This window comes from Methylophilus sp., from assembly GCF_052173275.1.
In the GTDB taxonomy this organism is placed as follows: domain Bacteria; phylum Pseudomonadota; class Gammaproteobacteria; order Burkholderiales; family Methylophilaceae; genus Methylophilus.
This window is the reverse complement of the sequence record NZ_JBQMUL010000002.1, coordinates 585,813-602,177: the sequence shown is the minus strand read 5'-3', so window position 1 is coordinate 602,177 and position 16,365 is coordinate 585,813. Positions and strand designations below refer to the sequence as shown.

At 45.1% G+C, this 16,365-nt stretch carries 17 protein-coding genes; 8 read left to right on the top strand and 9 right to left on the bottom strand.

Features of this window, described 5'->3' with window-relative positions; translation table 11 throughout:
• Positions 1-75: 75 nt before the first annotated feature.
• Positions 76-267 (bottom strand): hypothetical protein, encoded by a 192-nt coding sequence (locus ACTS9Y_RS04465; protein WP_442584774.1) that lies wholly within the window; start codon positions 265-267, stop codon positions 76-78.
• A 140-nt stretch (positions 268-407) separates the two neighbouring features.
• Between ACTS9Y_RS04465 and ACTS9Y_RS04460 the strand changes: the two genes are divergently transcribed.
• On the top strand, positions 408-1,130 hold the full coding sequence (locus tag ACTS9Y_RS04460; RefSeq protein ID WP_442584773.1) for a ZIP family metal transporter: 723 nt from the start codon (positions 408-410) through the stop codon (positions 1,128-1,130).
• A gap of 115 nt (positions 1,131-1,245) precedes the next feature.
• Positions 1,246-1,680, top strand: coding sequence for an MgtC/SapB family protein (locus ACTS9Y_RS04455; protein ID WP_442584772.1), 435 nt, complete (start codon positions 1,246-1,248; stop codon positions 1,678-1,680).
• 71 nt (positions 1,681-1,751) lie between these two features.
• On the opposite strand, the gene ACTS9Y_RS04450 is transcribed toward ACTS9Y_RS04455, so the two are convergent.
• From ACTS9Y_RS04450 to ACTS9Y_RS04440, 3 genes are read right to left on the bottom strand one after another with little or no spacing between them, the layout of a single operon-like run.
• The gene (locus ACTS9Y_RS04450) at positions 1,752-1,958 is read right to left on the bottom strand and encodes an antitoxin Xre/MbcA/ParS toxin-binding domain-containing protein (RefSeq protein ID WP_049637705.1); all 207 of its coding nucleotides are present in this window, start codon (positions 1,956-1,958) and stop codon (positions 1,752-1,754) included.
• Between the two features lie 52 nt (positions 1,959-2,010).
• A complete protein-coding gene (locus ACTS9Y_RS04445) occupies positions 2,011-2,634 on the bottom strand; it encodes a hypothetical protein (RefSeq protein WP_156171630.1) in 624 nt (207 codons plus the stop codon).
• On the bottom strand, positions 2,612-3,046 hold the full coding sequence (locus ACTS9Y_RS04440; RefSeq protein WP_049637707.1) for a helix-turn-helix domain-containing protein: 435 nt from the start codon (positions 3,044-3,046) through the stop codon (positions 2,612-2,614). The genes ACTS9Y_RS04445 and ACTS9Y_RS04440 overlap by 23 nt, the downstream gene beginning before the upstream one ends.
• A 98-nt stretch (positions 3,047-3,144) precedes the next feature.
• Here ACTS9Y_RS04440 and ACTS9Y_RS04435 point away from each other — a divergent pair, with 98 nt between their 5' ends.
• The 5 genes from ACTS9Y_RS04435 to ACTS9Y_RS04415 all read left to right on the top strand — a co-directional run bounded on the left by ACTS9Y_RS04435 (position 3,145) and on the right by ACTS9Y_RS04415 (position 9,981).
• Positions 3,145-3,402, top strand: coding sequence for a DNA-binding protein (locus ACTS9Y_RS04435; protein WP_049637708.1), 258 nt, complete (start codon positions 3,145-3,147; stop codon positions 3,400-3,402).
• 207 nt (positions 3,403-3,609) lie between these two features.
• Complete coding sequence (locus ACTS9Y_RS04430; protein ID WP_049637709.1) at positions 3,610-4,530, top strand: TnsA endonuclease N-terminal domain-containing protein; 921 nt, start codon at positions 3,610-3,612, stop codon at positions 4,528-4,530.
• Positions 4,527-6,818, top strand: coding sequence for a hypothetical protein (locus ACTS9Y_RS04425; protein WP_442584771.1), 2,292 nt, complete (start codon positions 4,527-4,529; stop codon positions 6,816-6,818). The genes ACTS9Y_RS04430 and ACTS9Y_RS04425 overlap by 4 nt, the downstream gene beginning before the upstream one ends.
• Complete coding sequence (locus tag ACTS9Y_RS04420; RefSeq protein ID WP_442584770.1) at positions 6,815-8,287, top strand: AAA family ATPase; 1,473 nt, start codon at positions 6,815-6,817, stop codon at positions 8,285-8,287. The genes ACTS9Y_RS04425 and ACTS9Y_RS04420 overlap by 4 nt, the downstream gene beginning before the upstream one ends.
• Positions 8,284-9,981: a TnsD family Tn7-like transposition protein gene (locus ACTS9Y_RS04415; protein ID WP_442584769.1), complete on the top strand. Its 1,698-nt coding sequence runs from the start codon at positions 8,284-8,286 to the stop codon at positions 9,979-9,981. Before ACTS9Y_RS04420 ends, ACTS9Y_RS04415 begins: the two co-directional genes overlap by 4 nt.
• A 12-nt stretch (positions 9,982-9,993) precedes the next feature.
• Here the strand turns inward: ACTS9Y_RS04415 and ACTS9Y_RS04410 are convergent, their stop codons facing one another.
• The 5 genes from ACTS9Y_RS04410 to dapF form a co-directional block, all read right to left on the bottom strand.
• A complete protein-coding gene (locus tag ACTS9Y_RS04410) occupies positions 9,994-11,385 on the bottom strand; it encodes a TniQ family protein (RefSeq protein WP_442584768.1) in 1,392 nt (463 codons plus the stop codon).
• A 273-nt stretch (positions 11,386-11,658) separates the two neighbouring features.
• Complete coding sequence (locus ACTS9Y_RS04405; protein WP_442584767.1) at positions 11,659-12,243, bottom strand: superoxide dismutase; 585 nt, start codon at positions 12,241-12,243, stop codon at positions 11,659-11,661.
• Between the two features lie 203 nt (positions 12,244-12,446).
• Positions 12,447-13,328 carry a tyrosine recombinase XerC gene (xerC, locus tag ACTS9Y_RS04400; protein WP_442584766.1) on the bottom strand — a complete coding sequence of 294 codons (882 nt, stop codon included), beginning with the start codon at positions 13,326-13,328 and terminating at the stop codon, positions 12,447-12,449.
• A gap of 81 nt (positions 13,329-13,409) precedes the next feature.
• The gene (locus ACTS9Y_RS04395; RefSeq protein ID WP_442584765.1) at positions 13,410-14,063 is read right to left on the bottom strand and encodes a DUF484 family protein; all 654 of its coding nucleotides are present in this window, start codon (positions 14,061-14,063) and stop codon (positions 13,410-13,412) included.
• 18 nt (positions 14,064-14,081) lie between these two features.
• On the bottom strand, positions 14,082-14,912 hold the full coding sequence (gene dapF, locus ACTS9Y_RS04390; protein ID WP_442584764.1) for a diaminopimelate epimerase: 831 nt from the start codon (positions 14,910-14,912) through the stop codon (positions 14,082-14,084).
• Between the two features lie 164 nt (positions 14,913-15,076).
• On the opposite strand from dapF, the gene metK reads away from it, so the two are divergent.
• Positions 15,077-16,240 carry a methionine adenosyltransferase gene (gene metK, locus ACTS9Y_RS04385; protein ID WP_442584763.1) on the top strand — a complete coding sequence of 388 codons (1,164 nt, stop codon included), beginning with the start codon at positions 15,077-15,079 and terminating at the stop codon, positions 16,238-16,240.
• The last annotated feature ends 125 nt before the right edge of the window (positions 16,241-16,365 follow it).

Here is a 16,365-nt window from a genome sequence, read left to right as displayed (position 1 = left end):
GGAAAGGAATTCTGATAACTCCCAAATGCCACAGCGATATGGAAGTTATTCCAAACTAAAAATATCCTGGATATTTTATGTATCTGTCGGTTTGGTGTTGGCTTTTATTTCAGCAAATTTCTTTCGAACGCTCTCTGAAATTTCCTGTTTGCTTTTCCGTAATAGTTCAATTTGCTGGCTATTAAGCATGCCATTTGCAGGAGGATTATTTTTCAGCATCTGATTCAATAGCAACGTGGACGGAGTAATGCTGTTCTCGTCAGGCATGGTTTTATCTTTGCTCAATGTAACCTCACTTTACTCGATATCAGACTTTTTAAATTAGTGGTTAGCATCTTATTTTAAGACTCTACCATGAAGTCTATGATCATGGCTGTATTACCCATTTAGACAGGAGATAACCTTTCATGCAGGCTGCGTTGAGCATTCTCACATTTGCTTTTTATCCTGCTTTGGCCGTAATCTTTGGAGGGTTCATTGCGCTATGGCGGCCGTTGAAACCTGGGACTGTCAGTGCTATACAGCACTTTGCTGCTGGTTTGCTTTTTTGCGCTCTGGCAACAGAACTCCTCCCGGACCTAGTGCACCGAAAACTTCCCTGGATCACCCTAATTGGATTCACCTTAGGGGTGATGGTCATGCTGGCGGTTAAGCACTTTGCCGAGAAGACGGGGCAAAACACAATCAGTACCGCGACTGTACCTACAAGCCTGGTCGCCGTTCTTGGCATTGATGTGGCTTTAGATGGTTTGTTGGTGGGACTAGGGTTTGCTGCCGGGCAAAAAGAAGGCTTGCTGCTAACCATCGCACTTACTCTTGAAGTCCTATTTCTTGGATTGTCAGGGGCTGTAGCATTAGCCCAAGCTGGAAGTAGTCGCAAACATATACTCATGGTGACAATGGGCTTCGCTTTGATTTTACTCATCGGAGCACTTGCCGGTAGTACTCTGCTGGTTTTTGCGAGTGACACTGTTGTGGATGCCATCTTGGCGTTTGGCCTTGCTGCGCTGCTGTATCTGGTCACGGAAGAATTGCTTGTTGAAGCTCATGAAGTGCCGGAAACCAGTTTCCAGACAGCGATGTTTTTCTTTGGATTCATTTTGCTGCTAACCATTGAAATGTTGATGTAGCCCTGCTTAATCATTTACACGAATCGAGACACTTGATGTATTCAGAATACGCTCACGACAACGTCAACAATCAAGGCAAGCGAAATTGCTGTCCACTCCAGTGGGTGGGCAGATAATGGATTGGAATACCGAACTATTGCTGACCTTCCGTATTTTGTTAGCTGCCGTACTTGGTGGTCTCATCGGATGGGAACGAGAACGCCATAATCGAGATGCCGGCGTTCGAACTTACATGGCAGTTGCAGTAGGCTCCTGCGCCTTCAGCATCGTCTCCAACCACATACCTGGTGTAGATACCAGAATCGCTGCGCAAGTCGTTTCAGGCATGGGTTTCATCGGGGCGGGAGTAATCCTACAAGTGCGAGGGCGCGTTCAAGGGTTGACCACAGCTGCGACATTGTGGGCAACTGCTGCTGTTGGTATGGCAAGTGCCTTCGGTATGTATCTGCTCGCCTGCCTAACCGCCTGCCTGATTTTTGGTACGCTTATTCTGAATCACCTTCCAGGTTGGGCAAACTTCATCAAAAGACATCACCCGGGCTCTGAGTAAAGCCAGAGGCAAATATACTCTGTAAATAATAGGTTTGAATGAGATAAATTTGAAACGGATGGATAAGAGTTTTAAACGACGCTACCATCTTTAATTGCCTGCAGAATCTTTTTTACTTCAAGGACTCCGGCGTCTGTTTTTGCATAACCTAGAGGAGTGTCATTTAACAATTGATGAAACGTATTGAACCAAATATCAGCTTGAGCATGGGAATCGAAAGTTTCAATCGCTAAGTTGTAAATCTCATTAGCAATTGATGATGTAGACTCAAGCTGCATGTGCACTTTCTCAGATCAATTGATACCAGTCGGCCCATTAAGATAACTAAATTTAGTAATAGCTTGGTTTTAGCCAGGGATGGCGAGCTGTTATAAATTGAAAGATTTTTCTTCGACCCCAAAATCTATAATAGGCATCTCGGAACATAAAACCGAACACTGTCCCTGTTAAATATCCAAATGCTAGGACTCTCATATCCGCAAATACATTCCATACTAGCGCAACAGCGAATGGGAGAAGCATAGTCAGTAAAATCATTTGGAGCGTGGCATAGCGACGGTCCTTGTTTGTGGGCTCTACCATTCTCATGGCGCCATCAGAAACAAGCAACATTTTATACGTATTGATAACTCTCACTTGAGAATGCCTGACCACTTTTTCATTAAGCAAACTTTTTATAAAGTTACTAATCGATGGATCTGTATTGATTGGACCTGTTTTGAGGATAGTCCAAATTCTGACTGGGAATAAGGCTACGCATTTGACCAGATTAAATAGACTTGATGGTTTGGTTTTTTTATTTATGTCTTTACGCGCAAGATAGTCATCATATTCTGAGGATATAGAGGAAATCAGGTGCAATCCAAGCTCACCTTTACTTTGAGCATTTTTTGCAGCCTCCCGAATAAGCCTCTTAAACTCCGTCAGATTTTCATCCTGCACGCTCATTTTCACTGATCGCACCTTTCATTTCTACCTTGTCATCGGTCAAATCGGGCCGTGTGATTCCTAACGCTGCCTCAGCAACTGTTTTAAATGCTTCGAATAATTGTTCAGGAGTGTATTCGACATCCACTCTTTCAACGAAAGAGTGTTGAACCATCATGTAAGCATTTTTCAGAATTAACCAATCAACTTTGTTACTGATAGATCTCTGTCCAGATGCAAGAAAACAAACATCGACCCCGTTCTTTCTAAGATTTTCCAGGTACTCCATTGTTGGCCAATTTTTCCCTGTCTCATAAAAAGATTGAGACGTAATCGAAACGCCTCCCAGTTTTGCAAATTCACCTTGCAACAACCCCATACGCCTCCGCTCAAACTTCAAACGGTCCGGCAAGCTTAGGAGCGTTTCATTATCTGACATTGAATTACCTTCTAGAATATTAATAATAATTATTGCACATCACTTAAAACTATGGCAAATTTAGGAACATTATTAAACATGTTTAATTTATCCACATAATGATTTCTTTCGACCAAGCAAAATCACATTTTCAGGCTGAAGGCATTTCAATCGCTGAATGGTCTAGGAGTTGGGGATTCAAGACAGCTTTGGTTTACCGCGTGCTCCGCGGTGAAGCCAAATGTTTGCGCGGCGAGTCACACAATATTGCAATGGCGCTTGGGATCAAGGAGAAAAGTCTGAATAGTGCCCTTCAAATCAGAATGAAGGAAACCTCAATGGAAGCGAATACTTCTGAAGGAGATGCTAGCAGCTGACAGCCAGATAAAAAAAGAAAAAGCCGAAATAAATTTCGGCTCTTCAGTTTTGTAAGGTTCCTGCGCCAACAGGAATTTGCTCACATCGACGAGAGCATATTGCGCCTATCAAAACTAAGAGTCAAGGGGTTTTTTTTCCTTAATTATTGGTAATGAAAGGATAGATATGCAATATCCAGTCATACCTCCTGTTCATGGAGGTAGGTAATGGCCAGGCAACCTAGAGTTACATGGGATTTTCTAAACAGGAAAATTGATGCTGGTGAAGGTAGCGGCTTCGGAGAACACTATCAAGCGTGGATCAAGATTAAACGCTCGAATCCTTCTAAAGTATCTTCGCAAGTATTCAAAAAAATCCCCCCATTTCATCGTGCTTTTCATTTCCTAAGCAAAGCCGAATACAAACTCGCTTTAATCTTCTCTTGGGCTGGCTGTCACTTTCGAGAGCAATTACCCATCTGGCCTTGGCATCATCCTCATCCAGAAGCCGGTCGTGAACCTGAAATCGAACGATATCTCCGACCATCTGCAGGAACCATTGAGCTTTGCAAAGAGGCTGGAATAGATCACGGCTGTTTTGTCGGGACAAATATCCCCTATGTTTGGACTATGGACTTTTGTATGCACCTTCCCTGGGTGGAAGATAAAACGAAAGCAAACGTCATGGTCTCCGCAAAACCTTCCGTACAACTAGATCCCGAAAATGCATATGACCACTCCCGGGTTCTGGAAAAGCTTGAAATTGAGCGACGGTATTGCCAAGAAATTGGTAGTGCATACCTTGTAGGAGATTACGGAGCTTTCCCTACCATGCTAATGATTAATCTCGATGCCATTGTTTCCTGTGCAGTCATTCCTCAAAGTCATTATGCCCACCAAATTAAAAATTCCTTTCTTGATAAACATGGTCATCATCTACAAAAAGAACACTTAGGTTTTACCAATGACGTTCTTAAGAGTGACTTTAAATGTTCAGAAAATGTAGCTGCACTAATTCAAAATAACCTGATTTGGAATCAAGTCATTGATGTGGATTTATCAAAATCCATCCTGCACTCCAAAGCTCCCATACCCGGGGGAATATCTATGAGAGCCTCCTTGCGTAGTAACCTGGAGAAAGCTTTATGAATTTACTACCAAATATGGTGTTGTCTCCTGTCGACAATAGAAGTCTGCTAATCCAACATCCTGTCAGAGTTCTGACTTCACATCTGATATCAGATTCAGTAACGGTGATTGAAGTGGCTCCCAGAGAGTCGACTAAAAAACGAAAATTCTTCACTGCACCCTTCAAGCTTAAAATTGCTCATATAGAGGCAGAGCTTGAAACCAAAGTAATGCGATGCCAGGACAGTATTAAAGCAAGGCCAGACGTTATAGCTTCGGATGAAGCATTAAACAAAAAGTATAAAAAGTTTCCTTGTTATTCAGTGAAAATCAGGGACTTTCGGTTTTCAGTCATACAAGAACTGGCTCCCACATCTCATGACTATTTCTTGTTTTTAGACTCACAATCCCGCAATGAAATCATCGAGAAATATCTTATCAATAAAGACAAGGCAAACAGCCAGCTCCTCAAGAGAGCAACCCAGCAAATTATTTTTCAATTTTTAGCTGAGGGATCCAAGAGAGAGTCTGTCACTCCATATACATCGGGAAAGGGAGCAAGAGGCGTAGAGCGTGAGCAAAAAAAAAAGTTAGGTAGAAAAAATGCGGTGACCCAAGCCGGAGAGTTAAACCTCGAAGGCTTTGTCATGACTGAAGATGACAAAGAATGCTGTGCTTTCGCTTTCAGAAATTATTTAATGCGTGGTGTTACGATTCAACGCGCACTCGATAAGATGTGGCGGGAGTTCTATTCAGATCTAGCGATGGGGGACGATGGAAAAACCAAACTCATTCTAAAGCCTCGCAATCAGAGACCAAGTAAGCGACAGTTCAAACGCTGGGGCGAAAAATATTCTAATCAGGAAGCCTGGCAAAAAAGATTTAACCCGCTACAGCTTGCCAGAATTGATCGTAGCATCCTTGGAAACCAAACCGATGAAATAATAAATGTCGGTCAATTAGCTGGTATTGATTCCACTACAACCGATACAGAGTTTGTATCCGTTACCCATCGTTTAAAACGTATCGGCCAAGCTTACCGTATGTTGTTGGTGGATGGTTTGTATGGATACATACCAGGCTTCTATATGGGTATCGAAGCACCTAGTTATGAAACAGTAAAGCTGGCTTTCTTACATGCTGCATCGGATAAAACCGAATGGATAGAATCTTTAGGCCTGTCCGACATCATGACCGCTGCCGATTGGCTTCCTATCCAATTCGGGCATCTGAATGCAGATAATACAGATGCAAGAAACTCTAAAACAATGGCAGAGTTGGAGGCATTAGGCACTGGTGTCACCTACCTCCCTGTTGCCCGTTCAGATTTAAACTCTTTAGTCGAAACCAAACATCTGAGTTTACACAGAGCTTCCGATCATAAATTGATTGGTACTACGCAAGGGAAACTGCACACCAGAGGAGATGAAAAAGCCGACCATCTCGCAAGGCTGACCATCATCGAAGGAATACGAGAAACAGCGCGAGCAATTCACTATCTCAACACAGTCCCTCTTGAAAATGAAGAGATTACTCTCGAGATTCGCAGAGAGTTGATTAATAAAGGGCTAACAGTCAATCGACTCAACCTGACCCGCTTGGCAATGAGTCAGGGCAAGCTAGATTCATCCCTCAATAATTTCGAAGAATTGATGTGTATTTTTGGTACTCGGATAGAAGGCACATTTACCGCCAAAGGAGTAAAACTGCATAGAGGGAATTCGATCAAAAGAGAATTTATCGAGCCAATATGTTTTGTTTCTAAATCACCAGAAATGCTTAAAATTTTTCACGAAGCTAAAGTACATAGGGATGCTTCCCCGCTTCACTTTGTAGCCACTTTTTACATTAACCCATATTTTCCGAGCAAAATTTACTATCTGGACCCTTATTCAGGCGCCATACACGAGCTTGATCGTGAAACCAAGGATGAAGAGCGCGATGAACTCACACTCTATGACTATTTGGCTGCAATGGAAAATGATTCCTTGTACAACTACCAGACAGAGGAGGAACGAGATCAACGGAGAGCTGAATTAGATATTGGTATTGAAAATACAAACCAAATTGCCGAAAAAGAATATCAAGCTGCGAAAGCTAAATCACCCCCGATACCAAAATCTAAAATAGCTAAGGATAAAAAATTAAATCGACAAATTGAGAGATCAATTGCTAAACATGGGGTTCCAGAGCTCCCCGCCGAAATTCATTCTCAAGCTCATGCCCAAATTGCACCAGTACTTCCTAAGCTACCCAAATCTGAAGGCCGAAATCTCATTAATGAACTACTTTTGGGGCTTACCCAATGATTCCCTTCAATTTCCCGAACCCCTTGCTTGAAGGGCTGCCAGATTACAAAGAGATCAGAGAACTACACGAAGCGCTGCGCTATGACCCTCTTGAAGGAGTTGATGTCGAATCACTTAGTATCATGGAACGATATTCGCTACTCAATGGGGAAAAAGTACTTTTATACCCCACAGGTAAATCACTAATGGCGGCGTTGACCTGGCATGGGATGTTCCGAATTGGGCTTCAGAATAGAAACCCAATGATCGCTGCAAATCGCAAGAGATACTTTGAATTAATCGACCCCAATACCCTTTTAAAAACCATTAAAGCTCCCAGCGCTGGGATATCCGTAAACCTATTGATGGGACCAACCGGAACAGGTAAGTCTACGATCGTTAACAGGTTTTGCGCGACATTACCCCAAGTAATTATTCATGACAGAAATGATGGAGCCCTTTGGCAACAACACTCCCAGCTTGTCTATCTACGAGCAGACCTGCCCCATGATGGTAGTCGGCGCGGACTTTTAGAAAATATCCTCTTATCAATGGATGAGGCATTAGGCACCTCATATGCAATCCGTCTTCCAAAACAGCATAAGGGAGTAACTAATTTATGCTTGGCAACAATTAGAACATTGATCTCTCACCACACAGGCATCATTTTTTTAGATGAAGCACAACTAAGAAACCTTGTCCAAAACAGTCAGGCAAGTGTCATGCAGACTTTCTTAATGGAGTTTGCAAACAGTGGCATCCCCTTAGTTTTTTCTGGAAATGAGCGAGCATTTGATTGGCTAACCAGCAGTCAAGACATCACCAGAATTACGATTACTGAAACTGCGCATTTTCATCCTATTGGTGTGCTTGATGAGGAGGATTGGGAGGTTGAATGGCAATTACTCTGTGATCGCGGGATTATGAAGTTTTATGTGCTCCCTCAGCCAATAGTCGATTTCTCTGGTTGCTCCCAAATGTTATACAAGTGTAGTGGCGGCATCGCTAGATTAGCTCTCACTCTTTGGTGCTTAGCACAAAAGAAATGCTTATCAAACAAACTAAGTGAAAACTGTAGCATTTGCCCCGAAGACATTTATAAAATTTACCTGGGCAAATCTTTTACACTCTCAAGACCTTTAGCTGATGGCTTCAGGTACAAAAGTGCGAGTACATTAGCCGAATTTCCTGATGTTGATGTCGACTTTTACCAATTACATTGGCAAGGCACTCCACCTGCCGACTATCAAATCAACGCTGCAGCCCACCTAAGCGCACCTAATGAGCAAGTAACACAATCAGCTCATACGGATCGAGGGATGAGTGAACTGGCAAAGCTTAAGGCGCACCAAACACGCCAAAAAAACAAACAAAAAAGACTAGAACAATCACGAGTCGGGTTGTCTGATGAGGATATGCGTAAAAGCGGTCATATCCAACATAACATCGATCAGCTCGCTAAACTCAGGTCTGAAGTGGAGGACAAATGATCGACTCACTCAACTTACCGGCCATAACAGACGAAATGACATTTTTTTCTTTCATGTCATTAACCAGTGTATTAAATGGCCAGACTGGATTCCAGATCAGTAAAACGCTGCTCGGGAACGGTTCCGCTGGAACGAGACTCGACTTTCCTTCCCATTTAACGAACTTCTGCAGCAATACAGCTTACGCATATGGGTACCCTATAGATATAGCATTAAGTCACACTGTATTACCGTTCTATATTGCATTCCGCCCGTCCAACTTTGCTCGGGAATGTGCACAAATCATGTCAGGGAATAGTGTCGAAACATTGAAATTCAAGCTAGGCCTACCGCCAGCCCATCTAAAAGACATCGCGTTTCTTAAGTACTGCCCAGTATGCTTTGAAGAGGATATTAGTTCGTTAGGCATTGGATATTGGCATAGAGCGCATCAACTTCCTTCATCACAGGTCTGCGCCAAACATTCTCTGGCACTTGAAGAAATATCACTACGTGAAAACGGCGCGGATAAGAATACCCTGATGCTTCCATCTCGACACACGCCAAGTGTTTCAATTTGTCATGGGAGCACAATCAACCAGCTTTTTGCAATTTCCGTAATTTCCAAAAATATCCTTCATCACAATCTTCCAAATGGCTTTAATCCGAAACAATTACAAAACGCCTATTTACATGGTTTGAATCAGCAAGGTTTCTTGACAAAGCGTGGGCAGATTAGAGCGAGTCATTTCATGCTGCGCCTGGAACAATATTTTGCACATTTAAAAGATATTCCAGTCTACGAAAGGTTATTACGATCAGAGAACATTCCATACTTTTTGAAATTAATCAGAAAACCACGCGGCTATTACAATCCGGTTGCGCATGTGCTTCTAATTCAATTCCTGTTCGGGACTTGGGAGCTATTCAACTCTGTATACCTATGGGAAAGCCAATTTCAATTGGATTTGGATACTGAGCCAGTGTTACAAGCCATAGAGATAGATGATCACCTGATAGAGATATCTCAGCGCCATGCTGCGGGCGAATCCCTCAGTAGTCTTGCCGATATTTTTGAATATGACTTGGGTACTTTGATGCGAAAGTTGGGAAAGTCTGGCCTAGTCACCATAAACCGCCGACCTAAAAAGCTCACCCAAGAAATATTGGAACAGATAGAGGGTTTGCTTGATGAGGGCCATCAACTCAAGCATATTCAGAACATCACAAGCCTATCAAAAGCGACCATAGACAGAGTGTTATGTAGTCATCCCGACATTAAAAGACAGTGGGAAACCAAGCGAGCCGAGCGGATGAGGGATGCCAAAAGAAATGAGTTGAGCGCTTTGATTGAAGTTAACCCTGAATACAGCAAGAGCGATATAAAAATGGCCATCAGTACAGCGATTAAATGGCTTTCAAGCAACGATGCCCAATGGCTTAATCAGATTTATAAATCAATACCTGATAAAAAAGTGGAGCGCATAGATCATCAAAAACGACAGCGAATTGATTGGCAGAAAAGAGATGTTGAGTGCCTGTCAGCGTTACGCATGCTAGGCCATTTTGAGCTTGAGTGCTGGGAACGTTTAAAACCACCGATTTTCCTCAGACGTTTGCCGGCCCTATCATTCACTCCAAGACTTGAGAAATTACCTCAATCGAAGCAGTGGATCTTCGAGGAGCTAAAACGGATGCAAAATTTGAAAGTCTAGAATAGCTCGGAATTAATGAGGCCTATCCTTACTGTTTATCCTATTCAGCCTCTCTGTGCTTTTCTGCATCAACGCCTCTTTGATCTGATTGAGTATTTCGCCGAACTGGTTGCCAGCACTTCTAACCACTTGCTCGAAATGCTCACGATTAACTCCAGGCCGTGAAAGAATTTCAGCTAACGTAGCTCCTTTATAAAAGTCAGCCAAAGCCTTGATAGTTTCAAGGGATAGATTAGTTAATGGAGGTAAGCCGTATTTGATCAAATTTTGACGAACTTGGTCGTAGTCCCCTCCGATGTCATCAGCAATTGCTTTACCGGTTCCGAGATTCTTTATGTAAATCTGTCTTAAATCGTTTCCACGCCAAAATTCGGCATTTCTTTTGATCAGGGCACGACGTGGTTTCAACTCCATGTTCGAGGAATTATTTAGCGTCATTAATGCCTCATCCGCTGAGTCGAATAAAACAGCCGCAGCCAGTACATAATTAGTGACATTGTGATTTTGCAGACGGAACACCGCCGCTCCATCAATCGTTTTCAATGCCTTATTAGTCACTTTGGCTTTTAGTGTGGGAAAGTTACGCAATAGCCAATCTGAAGATATTTCTTCGACCAATACGTCACTAATACATCTGGCAGATTTAGCCGGCGAAGTATTGAATCCTGCTTTCTTTGCCTGCTGCTCCAGCACCAATGACACATGATCAGCTGACAGCGTTAATGAATTGCTGATTAAACCTTCAAATATCTCAACGTACTTTTGTATGATTTCGTGCTGACTCTCAAGTGGCTCTTGAATAATCGATTGTTCGTGAAGCAAACCAAATTGACCTGGACCAGGAATATCATCAAGAGATGAGAAGCCTAAACGACACTTGTGCTTCAAACACCAATCAATGCCAGTCACTTGATGAATTCTTCTGAGATAAGGGAAACCTTGTCCAACATACTCCCAATCCTCCTCGATACACTGATGGCAAAATTTGACTGGTTTCTGCATCTTACGCATTGAAATTTTAACTTGATGCGCTTCACTGTAAGTCTTGAAATAGATTGCATGTTTCGCAGGAAATAACGTATGTTGCTGAATCAAATCCTGTACTGGCCGATCAAGCAATTTAGCTATTTTTGGAATTGATTCCGGTGAATCGTGGGGAGGTAATGGAGCGATAAGTTTATTGAGCTGCGGGATATCTAGACAGCTGTTTTGGACTGCGAGGCGGCTAAAATATCCATGCAGCCATTCTTCAGGCATCAATGCTGAGACTTCGAGCATTGATCTCTTTTCTTTTGACGGTGTAACCAAACCGCAATTATCGTTAGTGCTATTAGACCCAGCGTTCCAATAATCGCTAAGAAATAAGCAACATTTAGCATAAAGAATCTCGGCAATATCTATCAATGCGACGCTTTAATACTACTTGATTTTGAGACAATAGACGACCCTTGAATGTTCTGTATTTTACGATTCCGCGGTAAGCTTTATTTTTGACTAAAGTTCACTTAACGATCTGATTTGAAATACTTTGATACTTTATTACGAAAAGGTATCAATAAAAAAGCCTCTAAAACTCAATTTAGAGGCTTTTAAGTTACGGTTTTATTGTTCGCTACTTTTTCAAAAGTTACGGTTTTATTGTCCGAGTTACGTTTTTATTGTCACCAAATACGGGTATTACGCTGCGAAATTCTTGGCAGCAAATTCCCAGTTAGCCAGGCTGGCCAGGAAGGTTTCTACGAATTTTGGACGGGCATTACGGTAGTCGATGTAATACGCATGTTCCCAAACATCTATGGTCAGCAGGGCTGTTTCGCCGGTGGTTAAGGGTGTGCCAGCCGCGCCTGTGTTCAGGATATCAACGCTGCCATCGGCTTTTTTCACCAGCCAGGTCCAGCCGGAACCGAAGTTGCCCACGGCAGAAGCCTGAAACGCTTTTTTGAAGTCTTCAAAAGAACCCCATTTAGCGTTAATGGCATCAGCTAAGGCGCCAGTAGGCTCGCCACCACCGTTAGGTGACAGGCTGTTCCAGAAGAATGTGTGGTTCCACACCTGCGCGGAGTTGTTATAAATGCCACCAGAAGATTTTTTGATGATCTCTTCCAGGCTGGCATTTTCAAACTCAGTGCCTTTGATCAGGTTGTTCAGGTTGGTCACATAGGTTTGATGGTGTTTGCTGTAGTGATAGTCAAACGTTTCTGCGGAGATGTGTGGTGCCAATGCGTCTTTAGCAAATGGCAATGGTGGTAAGGTATGTTCCATGGTGTTTCCTTTTTTATGGTGTGTTGAATGAAATATGATTGAAAAAAGTCTTGTAAAGACGCTGTTATTTTTATGGGTGTGACATCCAGGTGCAGTTTAGAACCACGAGACCGGTAAAAGGTTTAGCAGTTTAGTAGGTTATTTTGCCATATTTTGGCATGCCGTAACACGCTGCCCGGGCATATTCTTATACGAATGCAGGCTTATTTCTTGCGGGCACGCGGATGCGCCGCGTCATAAATCTTGCTCAGGTGTTGAAAATCAAGGTGGGTATACACCTGCGTGGTGCTGATGTTGGCGTGGCCCAGCATTTCCTGCACTGCACGTAGATCACCGCTGCTTTGCAATACATGGCTGGCAAAACTGTGGCGCAACATGTGCGGGTGGACATGGTTATGCAGGCCTTGTTTCACTGCCCATTCATTCACGCGCATTTGTATATTGCGCCCGCTGATACGCCGGCCTTGCTGGCTGATAAATACCGCTATCTCAGCCGGCCGTTTGCTCAGCCAGAGTGGGCGCACACTTAACCAGGCATGCAGCGCTGAAACCGCTTTACTACCCAGCGGCACCATGCGGGTTTTATTGCCCTTGCCGATCACGGTGACGACGCCTTCCTGCAGATCCAGCCTGTCCAGGTCCAGGCCTGTCACTTCGCTCAGTCGCAGGCCGGAAGAATAAAACAGCTCCAGCAGGGCGCGGTCACGCACCACGATAGTGTCATCGCCTTCCAGTTCGACCAGTTTATTGGTTTGCTCGATAGAAAGTGCATGCGGCAATGTTTTCGGTGATTTGGGTGCGCGCAAGCCTATGACCGGATTAGAAGGGAATTGATGATGCAGCACCAGATAGTGGAAGAACCCGCGCCAGCTGGAGAGAATGCGCGCAATGCTGCGGCCACTCAGACCCTGGCTATGCAAACTGGCGATATTGCGGCGTATCAGTTGCGAGGTGAGTGTTTTCAGGTCCTGCGCAGGCTGTTTTAACAGCAGGGAGATGTCGCGCTGGTAGTTGTTGCGGGTATGTTCGCTGAGGCCGCGTTCAAAGTGCAGGAAGTCGAGGTAATCATCCAGCAGTTCATGCATGGTGATTACCTCTAATGGCTGGCGCTACGCTGACAATTGCCGCAAAAAGATACCTCTTGGCGGAAACCTCAGCGGGGGCTTTCATATGATGTATCTAGCAAGTGAGGCGCTGACCAGCTCGCCTATCCTATTTAAAAACAGGGTGCCCATGCCGGCGTAGAAACGGCTGCGTTGCTCGCTCGGGATCGCCAGCAGGCCAAAGGTCACCTCCTGGTAGCGCATGGGGATCACTGCCAGTGAGGCGGGTGATTCGGTGAACCAGCCGGCAATGTCCATCGTGGGCAAGGTGCCGCAATACGGCTGGCTTAAATCCTTGGCCCAGTTTTTCAGTGAGTCTTCAGCGGCAATGAAAATGTCATCAGCCGCGTGGCTTTCATTGGTCCACAACCTGAGCCTGGCATTAGGTAACTGAAAGTGCGTCGCCAGAAATTCCACCAGATGCGCATGTAATGCCGGCACATCTTTGGCAAACAATAAGCCCAGCGTTAACTCGTGGACTTTATTGGCGGTGGCTTCATTTTCTTCCGCCGTCAGAATCAGCTCGGTAAAGCGTGATTCCAGGACGCGGATCTTGTCACGCTGGGCTATTTGCTGACGTTCTGCCAGCGAAATGGTGCCTTTGCCATGCGGGCTGGGCAAGAACAGCTCGGCCAGTAAATGCGCATGGCTTTCAAAAAAGTCCGGGTGCGCTTTCAGGTAGTGCTTGATATCGTTTTCGTTAATACTGTCTTCCATAATGCTTCTGCAATCTGCTTAAATTTCAATGTCGCCTTCAAAGACGATGTCTGCCGGCCCTGTCATCATGACCGGAGTTTGTCCGCCAGCCCATTTGATGGTTAATATGCCGCCGCGGGTATGCACTTTGACCGGGCTTTGCAAGGTGCCCAGCTGGATGCCACTCACGGCTGCCGCACAAGCGCCGGTGCCGCAGGCCAGCGTTTCACCGCTGCCACGTTCATACACACGCAGGTTGATCTCGTGCTCGTTTAATACCTGCATGAACCCGGCATTCACGCGTTGCGGAAAGCGCGGGTGTGATTCGATTTGCGGCCCTAGCGTAGCCACTTCGGCGGTATGCACATTGTCTACCAGCATCACCGCATGCGGGTTGCCCATAGACACGGCGCTGATTGTCACCAGCTCATCTTGTAATGGCAGTTCATAGGCAGTTGCTTCGGCTTTTGCCTCAAAAGGGATTTGTGCCGGAGCGAATCTTGGTGCACCCATATTCACGGTGACCTGGCCGTCATCCTGCAAGGTCAGGGTCAGGTTGCCGCTGGCGGTTTCTACCTGTATTTCACGTTTGTCTGTCAGGCCTTTATCTACCACAAACCGTACAAAGCAACGGGCACCATTGCCGCATTGTTCCACTTCACTGCCATCGGCATTAAAAATGCGGTAGCGGAAGTCTATGCCAGGTGTGTCTGTGTTTTCTACCATTAACAACTGATCACAACCGATGCCGAAATAGCGGTTTGCGATGTGCTGTATCTGGGTGTGAGATAAGTGGACAGGGGTTTGTGTCGCATCAATCACCACGAAGTCATTCCCTGCGCCCTGCATTTTGGTGAATCTGAGTTTCATGGCTTGAAATGATACTCTAACAACCCTTGCAATGGCAGCTTACGCAAAACATTTATTCCGTTTGGCGTATAAACTCGGGTAGAATCTTGCTTCCTTTTAGGTGCCGGCTTTAGCCTTTAGTCGGTGTCATTGATCAACCATTTTTACTTTTCAAGGCGTCAAACATGAGTGAATATCTTTTTACTTCGGAATCGGTTTCCGAAGGCCATCCGGACAAACTGGCTGATCAGGTGTCTGACAGCATTCTGGATGCAATTCTTGCCCAGGACCCAACTGCCCGCGTTGCTGCTGAAACATTGGCCAATACCGGCTTGATCGTGCTGGCGGGTGAAATCACCACCACCGCTAATGTCGATTACATCAAAGTAGCGCGTGATGCGGTGAAGCGTATCGGCTATGACAACACGGATTACGGCATTGATTACAAAGGCTGCGCAGTACTGGTGGCTTATGACAAGCAATCGCCTGATATCGCCCAGGGCGTAGATAACGCTAACGATGACCCGCTGGATCAGGGTGCTGGCGACCAGGGCCTGATGTTTGGCTATGCCGTGAATGAAACACCGCAACTGATGCCACTGCCGATCTGGCTGAGCCATCGCGTGATGGAGCGTCAGGCACAATTGCGTAAAGATGGCCGTTTGCCATGGTTGCGCCCGGATGCCAAGTCACAAGTGACCGTGCAATATATCGATGGCAAACCGCACAAGATCGATACGGTGCTGGTTTCTACCCAACACGCGCCGGACATGACGCTGGAAGCCATTCGTGAAGCGGTGATTGAAGAAATCATCAAGCCAACCTTGCCGGCTGAGCTGATCAAGGGCGAGATTAAATACCTGGTCAACCCGACTGGTCGTTTTGTGATCGGTGGCCCGCAAGGGGATTGCGGTTTAACCGGCCGTAAAATCATCGTGGATACTTACGGAGGCGCAGCCCCTCACGGCGGTGGTGCATTCTCCGGCAAAGACCCTTCCAAAGTTGATCGTTCTGCCGCTTATGCTGGCCGTTATGTGGCAAAAAATATCGTGGCCGCTGGCCTGGCTGACAAGTGCCTGGTGCAAGTCAGCTACGCGATTGGCGTGGCACAACCGACTTCTATCATGGTTGAAACCTACGGTACCGGCAAGATATCTGATGACAAACTGACGCAGTTGGTGCGTGAGCATTTCGATTTGCGCCCAAAAGGCATCGTGAAAATGCTGGATCTGTTGCGCCCGATTTATACTAAAACGGCTGCCTATGGACACTTTGGCCGCGATGAGCCCGAGTTCACCTGGGAAGCGACCGATAAAGCGGCTGAATTGCGCGCGGCTGCCGGGTTGTAATATCGCCGATAAGGCATTGATAAAGAAAGTAATTTTAAAGAGGGCTTTTAGCCCTCTTTTTTTTCGATTTGTTGACGATATCAAGCGTAAGATGATGACTATTAAGTAAAAAGTAAAGACGCAAG